Origin of the sequence: Brachybacterium sp. YJGR34, from assembly GCF_003347015.1 — a bacterium.
Classification (GTDB): domain Bacteria; phylum Actinomycetota; class Actinomycetes; order Actinomycetales; family Dermabacteraceae; genus Brachybacterium.
In genome coordinates this window covers 24,778-40,720 of the sequence record NZ_PNFB01000023.1, presented here as the reverse complement: position 1 = coordinate 40,720, position 15,943 = coordinate 24,778, and the positions used below count along the sequence as shown (strand labels likewise).

Here is a 15,943-nt window from a genome sequence, read left to right as displayed (position 1 = left end):
TCACGCACGTACGTCGCGCGTCCTCACGCAGACATCCAGTAGTTGCTCGTGGCTCCGGTCCCGGTTCGGCGGATCGCCGGAGGACGGACCGCGATCAGCCGTGTCGCAGTCGCCACGCCCGGCAAGTTTGCAGCGCTAGAAATTCCCTGTCAAACGCTTCTCCCACGTGAGCATTCCTCGTCGGCCGTGCTCGTGATCCGCACCACACCACCGGCACGGACGGGTCGTCGTCGGTGGCATCGGGTGGACCATCATGGCCCGGGACACCCCTACCTCCCCGGAGATGACGATGAGCCGCTCCCCTGCCGCGCCCGACGCCGCGAGTGCCGCCACCGGCGATCCGCTGACGCGGTCCCAGCGCCTGGACCGCCTGCCCTTCACCCGCAAGCACGCCAAGCTGCTGGGCGCCTCCGGCATCGGCTGGGCGCTGGACGCGATGGACGTGGGCCTGATCTCGTTCATCATCGCGGCGCTGACCGTGCACTGGGGGATCTCCACGGCCGACGGCTCCCTCATCGCCTCCGCGGGCTTCGCCGGGATGGCCCTCGGGGCCAGCGTGGGCGGCCTGCTCGCCGATCGGATCGGGCGACGCAGCGTCTTCGCCCTCACCCTGCTGGTCTACGGCCTGGCCACGGGCGCCTCCGCCCTCGCGCTCGGAGTGGGCGCGCTGATCGTGCTGCGCTTCGTGGTGGGTCTGGGCCTCGGGGCCGAGCTGCCGGTGGCCTCCACCCTGATGAGCGAGTTCGCCCCGGCCCGGATCCGCGGCCGCGTGGTGGTGTGGCTCGAGGCGTTCTGGGCGCTGGGCTGGATCCTCGCCGCCCTGGTCGGGACCTTCGTGGCCGCCTCCGGACCCACCGGGTGGCGCTGGGCGCTCGCGGCGGGCCTGGTCCCGGCCCTGTACTCGCTGGTGATCCGCCTGGGCACCCCCGAATCAGTGCGCTTCCTGGAGACGAAGGGCCGGTTCGAGGAGGCCGAGGCCGTCACCCGCGGCTTCGAGGAGGCCGCCGGGATCGAGCCCCCGTCGGAGCCGGCCGGCGAGGCGCCGTCCGACGGTGCGACGGCGCCGTCCGGCTGCGCGGCGGAACGGGTCGACGCCGATGCCGTCGGCGTGGTGCCCGCGGCGGACCGGGTCGAGGACGCCGGCGGCATCTGGTCCCGGGCGCTGCGCGGCCGCACCGCCGGCCTGTGGGCGGTGTGGTTCTTCATCAACCTCGCCTACTACGGCGCCTTCATCTGGATCCCCACGCTGCTGGTGGACCGCGGCTTCGACCTCACCCGCTCCTTCACCTTCACGCTCATCATCACCCTCGCCCAGATCCCCGGCTATGCCGCCGCGGCCTGGCTGATCGAGGTGCTGGGGCGGCGCTGGACGCTCACGGTGTTCCTCACCGGCTCCGCCCTCTCGGCGATCGGCTACGGATTGGCGGACAGCGAGGCGCAGATCCTCGTCGCCGGGTGCCTGCTGAGCTTCTTCAACCTCGGCGCCTGGGGCGCGCTGTACGCGATCGGCCCGGAGCTCTACCCCACCGCGGTGCGCGGCACGGGCACCGGGGCGGCGGCGGCCTTCGGACGCCTCGCCTCGATCATGGCGCCGTTCCTGGTGCCCGTGCTGGTCGCGGCCGGTGGCCAGGTCCTGGCCTTCGGCGCTCTCGCCCTCGCCTTCGCCCTGGCCGCTGCCGCGGCCTTCACCCTGCCCGAGCTGCGCGGTCGGGCACTCGCGGACTGACAGGCGCCACCGACGGGTGCGGTCGGAGAAAGCCCCCGGAGACGGGGACCTTCCCCGACCACACCGCGGCAGAGTGGGCCGCCGGCGGGTTCGGTCGGATGAGGCCCCTTGTAGAGGGGACGTTCTCCGACCCACCCTGGGGGCGAGGGGGAAAGGGAGGACCTTGCCGGCGAGCCCGCCGCGGCCGGCTCGCGCCGGCCCGGCCGGATCAGGCCTGCTCGAGGGACCCGTCGTAGGCGCAGATCGCATCGACCTTCGCCGCGGAGGAGGAGGCCGGATCGAACTCGAGGTCCAGCCACACCTTGACCAGCTCCTTCGCGAGCTCGAGGCCCACCACCCGCTGGCCCATGCACAGCACCTGCGCGTTGTTCGACAGCACCGAGCGCTGCACCGAGTACAGATCGTGCGCGGTCACCGCGCGGACGCCGGAGACCTTGTTCGCCGCGATCGCGACACCCAGACCGGTGCCGCAGACCAGCAGCGCGCGATCGGCCTCGCCGGCGGCGACCTTCTCCGCCGCCGCGACCGCGACGTTCGGGTAGTACGTGCCGTCATCGGCCGAGCCGACGCCCACGTCGACCACCGACTCGACGCGGTCATCCGCCTCCAGCAGCTCCTTCAGCGCGCTCTTGTGCCCGTATCCGGCGTTGTCGGATCCGGTGATGATTCTCCAGCCCATGACGTCTCCTTCGGGGTGTGGTTCCTGCGGAATGCGGTGGTCAGGCGGCGAGCAGCTCACCGAGGCGGGTGACGATCGCCGCGAAGGAGATCGCCCCCGGGTCCGGGGTGCCCACGGACTTGTCGCCGTGGGTGCGGGCGCGGCCCAGGTGGGCGGCGATGTCCGCGGTGGCCTGCGCGGCCTCGGTGGCCTGCGCGGCCGCAGCGCGGACGGCCTCCGCGGCGGGGGCGCCCTCGGCGGCGGAGGCCAGCGCCTCGCGGAAGGGCACCCCGGCGTCGACCATGGTCTTGTCGCCGGGGGCCGCGCCGCCGAGGCGCTCGACGGCCTGCACGGCCTGCTGGAGGCCGGTGAGGATCTGCGGGTCGGAGACCGCCTCGTCATCGGAGAAGGCGCTGCCCAGGCTGGTCAGCGCCGCGCCCCAGAGCGCCCCGGAGGTGCCGCCGGCCTCGGCGGACCACGAGGCCCCGGCCTGCACCAGCACCGTGCGGGCGCCCGCTCCGGCGCCGGTGACGCGCTCGGCGGTGGCGCGGGCGGCGCGCACGCCGAGCACCATGCCCTGGCCGTGGTCGCCGTCGCCGGCGATCGCGTCCATGCGCCCCAGCTCCGGCTCCATCTCCTCGAGCAGGGACTGCAGCTCGGCGAGGATCTCGGTGATGCGCGCGGCGCCGGCGCGGGAGTCCTCGGAGGCCGGAGGGATCGGGTCCTCGCCGGGGGTGTAGAGCTCGTCGCGCACCGCGCCGCGCTCCCCGGCGACGCTGCCGCCGCGACGGAACGCCGGGGCGTCGGCCGGGGCCAGCCAGAGCTGCTCGAGCTCCTCGTCCAGGCGCGTCACGGTCAGGGAGAGGCCGGCCATGTTCAAGCTGGTGACGTGCTCGCCCACCTCGGGACGGACCACGGTCACGCCGGCCTCGGCCAGCAGCTGCGCGACGTGCTTCCACACCACGAACAGCTCCTCGTACTTCACGGTGCCCAGGCCGTTGAGGACCACGGCGGCGCGGGAGGAGTCCAGCTCCGGGGTCTCCTTCAGCACGCCCTCGACGAGCACGCGCGCCAGCTCCTGTGCACTGGGCATCGGCACCTCGTCGATGCCGGGCTCGCCGTGGATGCCCAGACCGATGGCCATGGTCCCCGCGGGGACGTGGAAGAGGGCGTCCTCGGCTCCGGGCAGGGTGCAGCCGTCGAAGGCGACGCCCAGGGAGCGCGTGGCGTCATTGGCCTTCCAGGCCAGGCGCTCGGCCTCCTCGAGATCCGCGCCGGCCTGGATCGCGGCCCCGGCGATCTTGAAGACGGGCAGGTCCCCCGCGATCCCGCGGCGATCGCGGTGATCGCCCGGCTCCCCGGAGGCGACGTCATCGCTGACGGCGACGATGCGCACGTCGATGCCCTCGGCCCGCAGCTTCTCCGCGGCCACCCCGAAGTGCAGGACGTCCCCGGCGTAGTGGCCGAAGCCGAGGATCACGCCGCCGCCGTTGTCCGCATTGCGCGCGACCGCGTACACCTGGTCCGCGGACGGGGAGGAGAAGATGTTCCCGCACGGCGCGCCGTGCGCGAAGCCGGGACCCACCCAGCCGGCGAAGGCCGGGTAGTGGCCCGAGCCGCCGCCGACCACCAGCGCGGGCTGCCCCGCCGGCGTCGCCGTCGCCCGCACCACGCCGCCGTGGACGCGCACGAGCTCCTCGGGGTGCGCGGCGACGAGGCCCTCCACGGCGTCGGAGGGGAAGGTCTTGGGATCATCGAACAGATAGGTCATCAGGGTCTCTCTCGGGGCGTGGTGGCGGCGGGGAGCGTCGGCGATCCGACCTGTCGGCCCGTCCCCAGGCTACGCGCGGCGAGCCGGGCGGGACAGGCCGGGGCCGGGCGGATCAGCGGGCGGCGGGGGCCTCGGCGGCGTCGTCGGAGAGATCCGCGCCGTGCAGCCGGGGCTGGTGGACCTTGAGGAAGAAGGTCATGACGAAGGCGCAGGCGTAGAGTCCGATGAAGGCCCAGACCACGCCGACGTCGCCGCCGAGGGGACGGACCAGGGCGACCACGGCGGAGCCGAGGAAGGTCGCGCCGCCGGCGGCGGTGGTGTACATGGCCATCGCGGCACCGGTGTGCTTGGGGGCGATCGCGGGCATGATCGCGCCCAGCGGCACGAAACCGGCCAGCAGGATGCCGAAGACGGTGCCCGCGGCGACGGAGACCACGAAGCCCCAGTCGGAGCCGGCCGGCACCATGTGCGGCACGTACCACCACAGCAGCAGGCCGACGGCGGAGCCGACGATGCCGAACCAGCGCACCGTCCGGGTCCAGCCCCACTTGTCGCCGAGGGTGCCGAAGGCGGCGTTGAACAGGATGTTGCCCGCGTAGACCACGCTGGTCATGACCAGCCACTGCGACTGGCTCCAGCCCAGGCCGCCGTCGTCGATCGAGCCGGCGATGACGTTGGGAAGGATGATGAACATGCCGAACTGGGGCGCGGTGTTGATCAGGCGGGTCAGGAAGCCCATCGCGATGCGCTTGTTGGTGACCGTGAGCCGCAGGCCGGAGAGGACCACGGCGCCCGAGGACTCTCCCGCCGGGGCGAGGCGCACGTTGCCGTGCTTCTCGCGCACGCCGAACCAGGCGATCAGGAAGCCGATGGTGACGAGCACGGTGGAGGCCAGCATCGCCCAGGACTCCCCGGCGAAGCCGCCGCCGAAGCCGGGGATCAGGAAGACGGCGACGATCGAGCCGAGCGTGGGCAGACCGCCGGTGAACATGACGTAGAACCAGCCGACGGCCGCGCCGTTGCGCTCCTTGACGACCACGTGGTTGATCCACACCAGGAAGGCGAAGGCGAACAGGGGGAACCCGAAGCCGCGCAGGAAGTAGGACACGGTCACCAGCGGCACCGACTCGAGCTGCAGGGAGGCGAGGAAGGCCAGCTCGAACACCACCCAGACGCCGAAGCCCAGCGCCATCACCCGGCGCGGGCCCCAGAGGTCCGCGAGCGCGCCGGCGAGATAGGAGCCGATGAGGACGGCGAGGCTGTAGGCGGTGATGATCCGGGCCGCGAGGTCGATCTTGTCGTCCCCGCCCCCGAAGGCCTCGGCGATGTGCGTGGAGACGAAGTTGGACTCGACGCCGTTGCCGGTCATGAAGATCAGCACGCCGAGGAAGCCCCAGCGCAGGACGTGGGGGATGCCGAGGCGGTCCAGGAACGTCTCCTGGCCGGCCGCCCTCGGGGCGAGGCCGGCGGCCTGCGTCGACGAACTCATACGGTGCACTCCTTCGTGGGAGTCGGCCGACGGGCCGACAGTCGTACGGGACCCGGCGCACGGCGCTGCCGGCGCGCGGACGGATCAGACCCTAGACGGAGCGCGCACAATCGTCAAGCACAAATGTTCTCCCCCGCCGGCGCGCCGGCTCGCCGTCGCCGCGGGGAGGTCCGGACCCGGGGCCGCGGCCCGGGACGGCGAGGGTCACTCGGTGTACGTGAAGGGCGCCGTCATCTTGTCGATGTTCTCCTCGGTGATGAGCAGGCAGTCCAGCGCCTGCTTCTCCTGCTCGGGCTCGGTGCCGTTGCGCAGGTAGTCATCGGCCATCTCGATGACCAGCTCGGAGAACTGCGCCACCGGCTGCAGCACCGTGTAGGCCAGCTCGCCGTTCTTGATCGCCTCGATCGCGTCCGGCGAGCCGTCGAAGCCGCCCACCACGATGTTCTCCAGCACCCCGGCCTCCTGGAAGGCCGCGATCGCGCCGAGCGCCATCTCGTCGTTGCCGGAGATCAGCCCTGTGATGTCCGGATGGGCCTGGAGCAGGGACTGCGCCTTGTCGTGCCCCAGGGTGCGGTTCCAATCGGCGACCTCCTCCCCGACCTTCTCGAGATCGGGGTACTGGCTGATCGTCGTGGTGTAGCCGTTGGAGCGGGTCTGGGCGTTGTTGTCCGAGGGCAGGCCGAACAGCTCGACGTACTCGCCGCCCTCCCCCATCTGCTTCACCCACTCCTGGGCGCCGAGCGCGGCCCCCTGGGCGTTGTTCGAGACCAGCTGCGCCATGGCGATGCCGTCCTCGTTGATCTCGGCGTTGATGAGGAACACCGGGATCTCCGCCTGGACGGCCTTCTTGATGGTGCCGATGGATCCGTCGGCATTGGCGGGATCCATGATCAGCGCCACGGACTGGTTGGAGATCGCGGTGTCGACCAGCGTGTTCTCGGTGTTGGTGTCGCCCTTGTGGGCGCCGACCGTGGTCGTGTATCCGAGCTCCTCGGCCTTGGCCGCGGCGACGTCGCCCTCGGTCTTCCAGTAGGGGTTCGAGGGGTCGTTGACGATGATGGTGATGAGGCCGCCGTCGGTGCCGCCACCACCGCCCGCATCGGACGTGCCGCCACCGGTCTCCTCGGAGCCGCCGCACGCCGCGAGACCTGCTGCTGCGGCACCGGCGCCGAGGACGGAGAGGAAGTGCCTGCGTTCCATGGTGTGTTCCTTTCAGGGGTGGCGCATCCCGTCGGGGAGGCGCCGCGGGCCTGCACGTGGTGCCGCGTGCAGGGGTCAGGGGTCAGTCGCTCCGAGGGGGCTCGGTGCGGGGTGCGGAGCCGGGATCGGGCTCGCCGTCGGCAGCGGCGTCGGGGCCGGCGGGGCCGTCGGCGGCACCGGGATCCGCGGCCGGGGCCGCGGCCCGGGCACGGCGGGGGCGTCCGTACTGCAGGGAGTTCAGCAGCACCGCCACCACGATGACGGCGCCCACGAAGACGGTCTGCCAGTAGGCGGAGACCCCGATGAGCACCAGGCCGTCGGAGAGGAAGCCGATCACGAAGGCGCCCAGCAGGGTGCCGCGCACGGTGCCGCGGCCGCCGGAGAGGGCGGCGCCGCCGATGACGACGCCGGCGATCGCGGTCAGCTCGTAGGTGTTGCCCGCGGTGGGGCTCGCGCTGGTCAGGGTCGAGGCGAGGATCAGCCCGGCCACCGCCGAGCACAGCCCGGAGATGACGTACACCCACACCGTCACCCGGCGCACGGGCACGCCCGAGAGCTGGGCGGCGCGCTGATTGCCGCCGGTCGCGTACAGCCAGCGGCCGAAGGTGGTGCGCCCCAGCATCACGGCGATCGCCAGGGCGATGACGGCCATGATGAGCACGCCGGCGGGGATGCCGAGGATGCGATGGAAGCCCAGCCACTCGAAGCCGGTGTTGCCCAGCCCCTCGTCGCCGGAGAGGTCGTTGATCGTGCGCCCGTTGGTCAGCAGCAGCGCGAAGCCGCGGATCACGTAGAGCATGCCGAGGGTCGCCACGAACGGGGCGACCTTGAACCGCGCCACCAGCACGCCGTTGAGCGCTCCGATCAGCCCGCCCAGGACGACGGCGATCAGCACCGAGGCGGCGACGTTCGGGTACACGGTGACGCCGAACAGGTCCAGCGGCACCCCGCGCAGGAGGAAGCCGCCGATCACCGCGGTGAACCCGAGGGTCGAGCCGACGGACAGGTCGATCCCGCCGGTGAGGACCACCAGCAGCTGCCCCAGCGACAGCAGCGCGAAGATCGCCACGTGCGAGGACATGATCAGCAGGTTGTCGACGGTCAGGAAGTTCGGCGAGAGCAGGGAGAAGACGACGATGATCAGCGCGAGCGCGAGGAAGGCGCGCCCCTCGAGGAGCAGCTTGGAGAGGTCGATCCGCTGCGCGGACTCCTTCGGCGCGGCGACGGCGGAGGTGGTCATGGGGGATTCCGTTCCTGGGAGCTGGTTCACGGGGCGACGACCTCGCCGGAGGCGGCCATGACGTCGGCCTTCGCCGCGTCGGGCCCGAACTCGGCGGAGATGCGTCCCCGGTGGAGGACGACGATGCGGTGGGCGATGCTGAAGCACTCGTCGATCTCCGAGGTGGAGTAGACGACGGCGAGCCCCTCGCGGGCGCGATCGGCGAGCAGGGAGAACACCTCGGACTTGGCGCCGATGTCGATGCCGCGGCTGGGCTCGTCCAGCAGCATCATGCCGGGATTCGTCGCGAGGATCTTGCCGAGCACGACCTTCTGCTGGTTGCCGCCCGAGAGGGAGCCGATGGGCGCCGCCGGCCCGGGCGCCTTCACGGTGACGTCCTCGATCAGCCGCTCGGCCAGGGCCTGCTCGGCGCGCCGGGAGGTCAGCCCCCGGCGGAGGAACTGCGCGATGCTGGCCAGGGTGAGGTTCTGGCCGACGGTCATGGTCGGGACCAGGCCGTCGCGCTGACGGTCCTCGGGGACCAGGCCGATGCCCTGCGCGAGCCGCTCGCGGATCGACTCCCCGCCGAGCGCCCGCCCGCGGTGGACGACCCGCCCGCCGATCGGGTCGCCGCGACCGGCGACGGCCTCGAGCAGCTCGGTGCGGCCGGCGCCCATCAGCCCGTAGAGGCAGACGATCTCCCCGGCGCGCACCTGGAGGGAGAGGTGATCGACGACGGCGCGCTCGGGGTTCTCCGGATCACGGAGGGTGAGCTCCTCGATCTCGAGCACCGGCTCGCCGAAGGCGTATCCAGTGGGCGGGGAGCCGAGGTCGAAGTTGTCGCCCACCATGTGGCGCACGATCCACTCCAGGTCGATCTCCCCGCGGTCGCCGCGGGCGGTCACGGCGCCGTCCCGCAGCACCACGGCATGGTCGGTGACCCGCAGCGCCTCCTCCAGATGGTGGGAGATGTAGACGATCGAGACCCCGCGGGCGGTGAGGTCCTCGATGATGCCGAAGAGGATCTCCACCTCCTGCGCGGCCAGGGCGGAGGTGGGCTCGTCCATGATCAGGATCCGGGCGTCGATCGAGAGCGCGCGGGCGATCTCGACGATCTGCTGCTGGCCCACGCGCAGGTCCCCGACCTCGGCCGAGGGGTCCACGTCCAGCCGCATCTCCTCGAGCAGCGCGGCGGCCTGCCGGGTCTCCTCGGCGAAGTCGACCCCGGTGGGCCGCGTGATCTCGCGGCCCAGGAAGATGTTGTCGCGCACCGAGAGGTTCGGGGCGAGGCTCAGCTCCTGGTGGATGATCGCGATCCCGTGATCGCGGGCGTCCGTGGTGTCGGAGAAGGAGATCGGCTCGCCGTCCAGCAGGATGCGGCCGGAGGTCGGCTGCTCGACCCCGGAGAGGATCTTCATCAGCGTCGACTTGCCGGCGCCGTTCTCCCCGAACAGCGTGGTGACGCGGCCGCGGTGCACGCCGAAGTCGACGCCCTTCAGCGCCCGCGTGCCGCCGTAGTCCTTGACCACGCCCTGCGCCTGCAGGACCACCTGGTCGGCGCCGCCGGTGCCGGGCGCGGGGTGATGATCGGCGAGGGCGCTCATCCCTGGACCTCCATCGACACCGGGGTGACCAGCCAGCCCTCGGGATTGATCGCGGTGAACGCGCCGGTGACGGTGACCGTCTGCCCGGGCAGCGTGGCGAGGTCGATCGGGTCCAGGACCTGCTTCTTCATCTCCTCGTTGAGGGCGGCGCCGGCGTCCTGGTACTCGATCTGGTTGGTGAACTGGCCGAAGTCGTACTCCCCGGTCGCGTCGCGCAGCTCGGTGCCGTTGATCGCGGGACCGGTCTGCATCCGCACCGTGACCTCCTCCGGCATGCCCTCGACCTCGACCTCGTAGAGGCCGGCCTCCCCCTCGCCGACGGTGCCGGTGAAGGTGGTGCTGTAGACGGTCTGGCCCGCGGCCTCGACGCCGTGCTCCTCGGCGGCGGCCGCGGGATCGGCGGCGATCGCCTCCGCCAGCTCGGGGGCGGGGACGGCGCGCTCGGTGATCCCCTCCTGGACGATCGGGAACTGCTCGGCGCCGAAGGTGGCCTTGTCGAAGGCCTCGGTGGTGGCGGCCTCCTCGCCCTGGGGGACGACCTTCGTGCCGAGCACGACCACGAGCAGCCCGATGACGGTCAGGGCGATGGCGATCCAGCGCCCCCGGTGCTTCGTGGGCCTGCTCTCGCGCTGCGGGGTGCGCGCGGGGACGGCCTGTGCGGTGCTCATGCTGAGCCTTCCTGTCGGGCGCCCGGGGAGAGCGGGCGGGGCGTCGTTGCCGGTCGTGCCCGTCGGCGGGGCACCGGTGCGCGGGGTGCGCGGCGTCATCGCCGACGGCGGAGGGTCCCGGGGCGGGGCGACGTCGTCGGTGGCGTCGCGGCCGGGACTCCGCGAGGAGTGGTGGGGCGCTCTCCGATGAGCGCGGGGAGGTGGTGGCGGGGGTGCTGCGGCCGGCGCCGGAGCGGGCGCCGGGGGCAGCATCCCGGGGTCGCCCCCGGGAGCCGTGGCCCCGGGGACGGGCGGGGTCAGGCTCCCGGCAGGAGGGAGACCTTGACGGAGGCGCCGGCGGAGTCGGCGACCGTGTCGAGCGCCTTCTGGACCTCGCCGAGGCCGAACTGGTGGGTGCAGATCTCCTCGAGCGGCAGCACGCCGGACTCGATGATCTTGATGGCGGCCGGCCAGCAGTGCGGGCCCAGGTGCGCGCCGAGGACGTCGAGCTCCTTGTCGTCGGAGATGATCGACCAGTCCACGGAGACGTTCTCCTTGAACACCGAGTACTCGACGTAGCGGCCCAGCTTGCGCAGCAGGTTCAGACCCTGGCCGACGGCGCTGGGGTGGCCGGTGCACTCGATGTAGACGTCGGCCCCGTAGCCACCGGTGAGCTTGCCGATCTCCTCGTTCACGTCGACCTCCGAGAGGTTCAGCGTGAGATCCGCTCCGCACTTCTGGGCCAGGGCCAGCTTGTTCGCGTCGAAGTCGAGGGCGATGACCATCTTGGGGCTCTTGTGCGCGGCGCCGATGATCGCGCCCAGGCCGATCGGGCCGGCGCCGGCCACGACGACGATGTCGTCGAAGGTGATCTGGGCGCGCTCCACGGCGTGCAGGGAGCAGGACAGCGGCTCGGCGAAGGCGGCGTGGTGCGGCGGGATGTCCTTGGAGATGCGGTGGGCGCGGGCCAGCGAGGGCACGATCATGTACTCGGCCATGCCGCCGTCGTAGTGCTTGAAGCCGAACATGTCGTGCGGGCCGCACATCCAGTACCAGCCGCGCTTGCAGTACATGCACTCCTCGCAGGGGACGATCTGCTCGACCACGATGCGGTCGCCGACGGCGACGCCGTGGTGGGCGAGCGCCTCGGCGGAGCCGGAGACGACCTCGCCGGCGATCTCGTGACCGGGGGTGATGCCGGGCTCGACCCAGCGCTCGCGGTTCTCGTCCCCCCAGAACTTCGCGGCCCCGGCGTAGGCCTTGAGGTCGCTCGCGCAGACGCCGACGGCCTCCACCCGGATCAGCAGCTCGTCCGCGGCGGGCGCCGGCACGTCCTTGTCCTCGAGGCGGTAGTCCTCCGGCGCGTGCATGACCACGGCCTTCATCGTCGACGGGATCTCACTCATCTCCACACATCTCCTTCGCTGCCATCCGGGTGCGCACCATGCGTCGGCAGGCTCCGAGCCGGCGGCTCCCGACGAGTGCCCTCGGAGTGAGACTAGGCACGTCTGTGCACATTCGTCAAGCACAAATGTTCTCACCGCGGGGTCATTCGTGCGCGGACTCCCCCGCCGATCACTCCGCCTCGAGGATCGCCTCCGCCGTCGGCACGTCCGTGATCAGGGTGGTGAACAGCTCGGCCTTCGCTCCCGCCCGGATCGAGGGCACCTTCTCGCGTCCCACCGCGAGGGCGATGGTGGTGGGGATCCGCTGCAGCGTCTCCCGCGGCAGGCGGACCAGGCGGTCCGATCCCTCATAGGCCACCGGCTCGCCGTCCACGTCGTAGAAGTGCAGGCAGACATCACCCACCGCGGAGCGCAGTGCCGCATCGTCCCGCGGGACCACCGAGGTCAGCAGGTCCCTCCGGGCATAGGGGGCACCGATGCCCGTGACCAGCACCTCCGCCCGCGACCACAGTCCCGTGATCTCCATGAAGCTGGGATCGGCCTGCAGGGAGCGCCAGAGGCTGGGGCTGGGCAGCGCGGGGGCGAAGACGTAGTGGGGCTCGGCGCCGGTGCTCTCGGCGAGGCTCCGCACCGTCTCGTTGGTCTGGAAGGCGGGATCGTGCTCCTGCTGCCCGCCGACGGTCGGCGCGACGACCACTCCGCGCAGCTCCGGCATGCCGGGCAGGCGGCTGACCGCGTAGGTGGTCTTGCCCGAGGAGATCAGCAGCACGTCCCCGCGATGCAGGTCCAGGCTCCGCAGCTCCTGTGCCAGCAGGTCGCCGATCCCGCGCAGGTCCCGATGCGCCTGGTCCCCCGGGGCGATCCGCACCCCGCGCACCCCCAGCCGCTCTCGGAGTCGCCGCTCCAGATCCGAGAGGTCCGGGCCGGCGACGTCGAGCACCTCGAAGCGCACCATCCCGATCCGTCGCGCCTCGGTGAGGAGCTTGCTGACCGTGGGGCGGGAGATCCCCAGGCGCTCGGCGATCTCCGCCTGCCGCAGGTTGTCGAGGTAGTACGCCGAGGCGGCGCGGTGCAGGAGCTGCGGGTCCATGTGCGTCTCGAGCACGTCCACCTCTTCATCGTCGGCCGCTGCCGCGGGGGCACCGCGTGGCCGGCAGGCCGTCGCCTCCGGCGCGACGATCCTATAGAGGAGCGGTCCGCCCCGTGCAAATGCCCGGCGCCGAGAACGTCCTCTCCCAACGGCGGCGACGCCGCCGGTCGCCCTCGCCACCACTCGGCGGCGTCCCTGGTGACACAATGTCCGGGGCCCGCCGGGACGGACCGGCGCGGGCCGCATCGAGGCGAGCTGGAGGAGGGCGGGTCGATGGCTGATCGCGAGGACCGCGCGGAGCACGAGGAGCGCGACGGGCACCGGGGCGCGACGCTCGGCATCGACATCGGCACCTCGAGCACCAAGGGTGTGCTGGTGGGCCCCGACGGGACGATCCTGCGCACGGCGAGCCGCGAGCACGCGGTGGACCGCCCGCACCCCGGCCACGTGGAGATGGACGCGCAGCTGTGGTGGGCGGAGTTCACGGGCATCGCCCGGGAGCTCATCGAGTCCGCCCAGGTGCCGGTCACCGCCGTGGGCGTCTCCGGCATGGGCCCCTGCGTGCTGCTGACCGACGAGGACGGGACGCCGGTGCGCCCGGCGATCCTCTACGGCGTCGACTCCCGCGCAGAGGCGGAGATCGAGGAGCTCACGACACTGTTCGGGGAGCAGGAGATCCTCGCGCGCAGCGGCTGCGTGCTCAGCTCGCAGGCGGCGGGACCCAAGGTCCGCTGGGTGGCCCGGCACGAGCCGGAGACCTTCGCGCGGGCATCGCGCCTGTTCATGCCCTCCTCCTATCTCGCCTTCCGCCTCACCGGGCAGTACGTGCTGGACCACGCGAGCGCCAGCATGGCGACCCCGCTGTACGACACCGCCGCGCTGGACTGGCACCGCCCCTGGGCCGAGGTGGTCGCCCCCGGACTCGAGCTGCCGCCGCTGCAGTGGTCCGGGGAGGTGGCCGGGACCGTGTCCGCGCAGGCCGCACGCGCGATCCCCGGACTCGCCGAGGGCACGCCCGTGATCACCGGGACCGTGGACGCCTGGGCGGAGGCGATCAGCGTGGGCGCCACCGCCCCGGGCGACGTGATGCTCATGTACGGCACCACCACCTTCCTGGTGGCGATCACCGATGCGCCCGCGCCGAGCCGCTCGATGTGGGTCACGTCCGGCACCACGCCGGGAACCTTCACCCTCTCCGGCGGGATGGCGAGCTCCGGGGCGATCACCGGATGGATGCGGGAGCTGACCGGGAACGCGGACTTCTCCACCCTGGTCCAGGAGGCCGAGGCCAGCGGCGTGGGGGCGAACGGCCTGCTCATGCTCCCCTACTTCGCCGGGGAGCGCTCCCCCATGCACGATCCCTCGGCCCGTGGGGTGATCGCCGGGCTGACCCTCTCCCACACCCGTGGGGACCTCTACCGCGCCGCCCTCGAGGCGGCGGCCTTCGGGGTGCGCCACCACGTGGAGGCGCTGCGCGAGGCCGGGGTGCGGATCGAGCGAATGGTCGCCGTCGGCGGCGGCACCCAGAACGAGCTGTGGCCCCGGATCGTCTCCGACGTCACCGGCCTGCAGCAGGAGGTGCCGCGCCGCACCGTCGGCGCCTCCTATGGCACCTCGATGCTCGCCGCGCAGGTCGCGCACGGCACGGACACCACGAGCTGGAACGGCATCGACCACGTGTGCACGCCGGATGCCGCGGCCGCCGCGCAGTACGACGAGCTGTACCGGCTGTACCGGGACCTCTACCCCGCCACCCGCGAGATCACCCACGCCCTGGCGGCGCGGCAGCACAGCGCCTGAGGGGCGGCCCCGCCGCGGGGCCTCACCCCGGCGGCGCGTCCTCGATGAGGTGCAGCTGCGTGCCGTCGAGGTCGACGAGCCAGCCCACACGCGCACCCCAGTGCTGCCGCGCGATCGGGTGGCGGCGCGGGTACCCGGTGGTCCCGAGCGGCACCACGGCGGCGACCTGCGCATAGAGGTCATCCAGATCGGCGACCCGGATGCTGGCCATGAAGTCGCTGGCCAGCGGATCCAACGCGGGCGCGGGGAAGAACTCGAGCTCCACGCCCCCGCGGCGCAGGATCATCCAGTCGTCCGCGCGGTAGCGGGGTGCGAAGCCGAGCTGGGCGTAGAAGGCGAGGGTCGCGGAGAAGTCCCGCGAGGGCAGGTTCGGGACGGCGCGATCGGTCATGTCCGGCACGCTACGCGTCGGCGGGCTCCGGGGACAGGCCGGCGCCGCGGCGGACTCAGCGCACCGCCCGCCGATGGATCCCGAGGTCATGGCGCCCGGGCAGCAGGTCCTCGCGCAGCGCGCGGGTGCCGCGGTAGTCGCCCTCGCGCAGGGTCCGGAACGGCACCGGCGCCTCGGCGTCGATCCCCTCGATCCGCGCGCGCAGCCGGTCCACCTCGCGGGCGACCCCGTCGGCGTCGAGGCCGTCGGCGTCGGTGACCAGGTGGATGTCCAGCACGTCGATGCCCACGTACCACAGCGCGCCATGGGTCAGCGGGAACATCAGCGACTCGATGTCGCCGCTGATGCCGCGGGGGCCGATGGAAGCGGCGTCCTCCCCTGCCGTCACGATCACCAGCGCGCGCCGGCCCGTGAGGCCGCCGTCGCCGTAGCGCCGCGGCACTCCCAGCTCGCGGTCCATGTCGCCGTAGGCGAAGCCGTCGGTGAGCACCCGGTCCAGCCACCCCTTGAGGATCGCGGGCATCCCGTACCACCACAGCGGGAACTGGAGCACCAGCAGCTCGGCGGCGGCGAGCTTGCGCTGCTCCTGGAGCACCTGCGCGGGGATCCGGCCGGCGGCGTGAGCCGCGGAGATCCGCAGGGAGAGGTTCCCCGGATCGGCGGCGAGGTGCCCGGCGTCCTCCGTCCGCAGCACCGGGTCGAAGCCCTGGGGGTACAGATCGCTGGTGAGCACCTCGCCGCGGTGGGCGAGGGCCGCGGCGCCGGCACGGAACAGCTGGTCGTTGAGGGACCCCTGCTGCGGATGCGCATGCACCCACAGCGAGGTGCCGGGGGTCGGGGCGTGGGAGAGGGGTGCGGTCCGGGTGTCCGATGCGGTGTCCGTCGTCGTCATGCGCCCAGTCGACCACCGCCGAGCAAGACGCTGAATATTGCAGGGTCTCT

Annotated in this window: 13 protein-coding genes; 2 read left to right on the top strand and 11 right to left on the bottom strand. The window is 72.4% G+C overall.

Annotated elements, in window-relative coordinates; genetic code table 11:
* Window positions 1-289 precede the first annotated feature (289 nt).
* Window positions 290-1,726: an MFS transporter gene (locus CXH06_RS15860; RefSeq protein WP_114856170.1), complete on the top strand. Its 1,437-nt coding sequence runs from the start codon at window positions 290-292 to the stop codon at window positions 1,724-1,726.
* 208 nt (window positions 1,727-1,934) lie between these two features.
* Here the strand turns inward: CXH06_RS15860 and CXH06_RS15855 are convergent, their stop codons facing one another.
* The 9 genes from CXH06_RS15855 to CXH06_RS15815 form a co-directional block, all read right to left on the bottom strand.
* A complete protein-coding gene (locus CXH06_RS15855) occupies window positions 1,935-2,405 on the bottom strand; it encodes a ribose-5-phosphate isomerase (RefSeq protein ID WP_114856169.1) in 471 nt (156 codons plus the stop codon).
* A gap of 40 nt (window positions 2,406-2,445) precedes the next feature.
* A complete protein-coding gene (locus CXH06_RS15850; protein ID WP_114856168.1) occupies window positions 2,446-4,155 on the bottom strand; it encodes a dihydroxyacetone kinase family protein in 1,710 nt (569 codons plus the stop codon).
* Window positions 4,156-4,267: 112 nt separating this feature from the next.
* A complete protein-coding gene (locus CXH06_RS15845) occupies window positions 4,268-5,644 on the bottom strand; it encodes an RbtT/DalT/CsbX family MFS transporter (RefSeq protein ID WP_114856167.1) in 1,377 nt (458 codons plus the stop codon).
* A 204-nt stretch (window positions 5,645-5,848) separates the two neighbouring features.
* Window positions 5,849-6,844: a D-ribose ABC transporter substrate-binding protein gene (locus CXH06_RS15840; RefSeq protein ID WP_114856166.1), complete on the bottom strand. Its 996-nt coding sequence runs from the start codon at window positions 6,842-6,844 to the stop codon at window positions 5,849-5,851.
* An 82-nt stretch (window positions 6,845-6,926) separates the two neighbouring features.
* Window positions 6,927-8,084 carry an ABC transporter permease gene (locus CXH06_RS15835; RefSeq protein WP_114856165.1) on the bottom strand — a complete coding sequence of 386 codons (1,158 nt, stop codon included), beginning with the start codon at window positions 8,082-8,084 and terminating at the stop codon, window positions 6,927-6,929.
* A gap of 26 nt (window positions 8,085-8,110) precedes the next feature.
* A complete protein-coding gene (locus CXH06_RS15830) occupies window positions 8,111-9,667 on the bottom strand; it encodes a sugar ABC transporter ATP-binding protein (protein ID WP_114856164.1) in 1,557 nt (518 codons plus the stop codon).
* Window positions 9,664-10,335: a DUF2291 family protein gene (locus CXH06_RS15825; RefSeq protein WP_114856163.1), complete on the bottom strand. Its 672-nt coding sequence runs from the start codon at window positions 10,333-10,335 to the stop codon at window positions 9,664-9,666. Before CXH06_RS15825 ends, CXH06_RS15830 begins: the two co-directional genes overlap by 4 nt.
* A gap of 296 nt (window positions 10,336-10,631) precedes the next feature.
* On the bottom strand, window positions 10,632-11,720 hold the full coding sequence (locus CXH06_RS15820; protein WP_114856162.1) for an alcohol dehydrogenase catalytic domain-containing protein: 1,089 nt from the start codon (window positions 11,718-11,720) through the stop codon (window positions 10,632-10,634).
* 169 nt (window positions 11,721-11,889) lie between these two features.
* A complete protein-coding gene (locus CXH06_RS15815; RefSeq protein WP_114856191.1) occupies window positions 11,890-12,825 on the bottom strand; it encodes a sugar-binding transcriptional regulator in 936 nt (311 codons plus the stop codon).
* Between the two features lie 258 nt (window positions 12,826-13,083).
* Here CXH06_RS15815 and CXH06_RS15810 point away from each other — a divergent pair, with 258 nt between their 5' ends.
* Window positions 13,084-14,610, top strand: a complete 1,527-nt coding sequence (locus CXH06_RS15810) for an FGGY-family carbohydrate kinase (RefSeq protein ID WP_114856161.1) — start codon at window positions 13,084-13,086, stop codon at window positions 14,608-14,610.
* A 22-nt stretch (window positions 14,611-14,632) separates the two neighbouring features.
* Here CXH06_RS15810 and CXH06_RS15805 read toward each other — a convergent pair whose 3' ends face one another.
* Window positions 14,633-15,001 carry a bleomycin resistance protein gene (locus tag CXH06_RS15805; protein ID WP_114856160.1) on the bottom strand — a complete coding sequence of 123 codons (369 nt, stop codon included), beginning with the start codon at window positions 14,999-15,001 and terminating at the stop codon, window positions 14,633-14,635.
* 55 nt (window positions 15,002-15,056) lie between these two features.
* Window positions 15,057-15,893: an NAD(P)H-dependent oxidoreductase gene (locus CXH06_RS15800; protein ID WP_114856159.1), complete on the bottom strand. Its 837-nt coding sequence runs from the start codon at window positions 15,891-15,893 to the stop codon at window positions 15,057-15,059.
* Window positions 15,894-15,943: the final 50 nt, after the last annotated feature.

What these genes read in the sequence shown, in the direction of transcription:
- CXH06_RS15860 (WP_114856170.1), top strand. Translation starts at nt 290, where the DNA reads ATGAGCCGCTCCCCTGCCGCGCCCGACGCCGCGAGTGCCGCCACCGGC.
- CXH06_RS15855 (WP_114856169.1), bottom strand. Translation starts at nt 2,405, where the DNA reads ATGGGCTGGAGAATCATCACCGGATCCGACAACGCCGGATACGGGCAC.
- CXH06_RS15850 (WP_114856168.1), bottom strand. Translation starts at nt 4,155, where the DNA reads ATGACCTATCTGTTCGATGATCCCAAGACCTTCCCCTCCGACGCCGTG.
- CXH06_RS15845 (WP_114856167.1), bottom strand. Translation starts at nt 5,644, where the DNA reads ATGAGTTCGTCGACGCAGGCCGCCGGCCTCGCCCCGAGGGCGGCCGGC.
- CXH06_RS15840 (WP_114856166.1), bottom strand. Translation starts at nt 6,844, where the DNA reads ATGGAACGCAGGCACTTCCTCTCCGTCCTCGGCGCCGGTGCCGCAGCA.
- CXH06_RS15835 (WP_114856165.1), bottom strand. Translation starts at nt 8,084, where the DNA reads ATGACCACCTCCGCCGTCGCCGCGCCGAAGGAGTCCGCGCAGCGGATC.
- CXH06_RS15830 (WP_114856164.1), bottom strand. Translation starts at nt 9,667, where the DNA reads ATGAGCGCCCTCGCCGATCATCACCCCGCGCCCGGCACCGGCGGCGCC.
- CXH06_RS15825 (WP_114856163.1), bottom strand. Translation starts at nt 10,335, where the DNA reads ATGAGCACCGCACAGGCCGTCCCCGCGCGCACCCCGCAGCGCGAGAGC.
- CXH06_RS15820 (WP_114856162.1), bottom strand. Translation starts at nt 11,720, where the DNA reads ATGAGTGAGATCCCGTCGACGATGAAGGCCGTGGTCATGCACGCGCCG.
- CXH06_RS15810 (WP_114856161.1), top strand. Translation starts at nt 13,084, where the DNA reads ATGGCTGATCGCGAGGACCGCGCGGAGCACGAGGAGCGCGACGGGCAC.
- CXH06_RS15805 (WP_114856160.1), bottom strand. Translation starts at nt 15,001, where the DNA reads ATGACCGATCGCGCCGTCCCGAACCTGCCCTCGCGGGACTTCTCCGCG.
- CXH06_RS15800 (WP_114856159.1), bottom strand. Translation starts at nt 15,893, where the DNA reads ATGACGACGACGGACACCGCATCGGACACCCGGACCGCACCCCTCTCC.